Raw genomic sequence first — 797 nt, forward strand, 5'->3', positions numbered from 1 at the left:
CATGACTGGGGTGAAGTCGTAACAAGGTAACCCTAGGGGAACCTGGGGTTGGATCACCTCCTTACCTTAAGATGTCGAAGTTGTTGAGTGTTCACACAGATTGCCTTGATTCAAGTTTAGAGACAGTACACGAAGTGGGTCTGTAGCTCAGGTGGTTAGAGCGCACCCCTGATAAGGGTGAGGTCGGTGGTTCGAGTCCACTCAGACCCACCACTTCGTTCCCGATTATGGGGCTATAGCTCAGCTGGGAGAGCGCCTGCTTTGCACGCAGGAGGTCTGCGGTTCGATCCCGCATAGCTCCACCATAATCTGTACTGAATTTTGCGAGAAGCAAAAGCCATGAATTGAACGATATGTTCAGTCTATGTCTTTGACTTCTTTATGAAGTTTGCTCTTTAACAATCTGGAAAGCTGATTTAAAAAGTAGTTCTCAAACATTTGTTACAAGTGCTTTGGAAACTTCTTGGCGAAAACCAAATTTTATTTGGTCCTTGTTGTACGACAACAAGCTGTGCCGGTTTCACCGACACTTCTTGGGGTTGTATGGTTAAGTGACTAAGCGTACATGGTGGATGCCTTGGCAGTCAGAGGCGATGAAGGACGTACTAACCTGCGATAAGCCGTGAGCAGTCGGTAAGAGACATTACGACTCACGGATTTCCGAATGGGGAAACCCACCCGAGATAACTCGGGTATCTGTTACTGAATACATAGGTAACAGAGGCGAACCGGGAGAACTGAAACATCTAAGTACCCCGAGGAAAAGAAATCAACCGAGATTCCCTCAGTAGCGGCGA

General features: G+C 47.4%; 2 tRNA genes and 2 rRNA genes. All 4 read left to right on the plus strand.

The window, feature by feature from the left end:
• Positions 1 to 64, plus strand: a 16S ribosomal RNA gene (locus G5168_RS20905); the annotation flags it as partial.
• A gap of 72 nt (positions 65 to 136) precedes the next feature.
• Positions 137 to 213: transfer RNA gene (locus G5168_RS20910), tRNA-Ile, on the plus strand.
• Between the two features lie 16 nt (positions 214 to 229).
• Positions 230 to 305, plus strand: a tRNA-Ala gene (locus tag G5168_RS20915).
• 240 nt (positions 306 to 545) lie between these two features.
• Positions 546 to 797, plus strand: a 23S ribosomal RNA gene (locus G5168_RS20920); the annotation flags it as partial.

The sequence above is a fragment of the Aeromonas sp. 600724 genome, assembly GCF_049175135.1.
In the GTDB taxonomy this organism is placed as follows: Bacteria; Pseudomonadota; Gammaproteobacteria; order Enterobacterales; family Aeromonadaceae; genus Aeromonas; species Aeromonas veronii_A.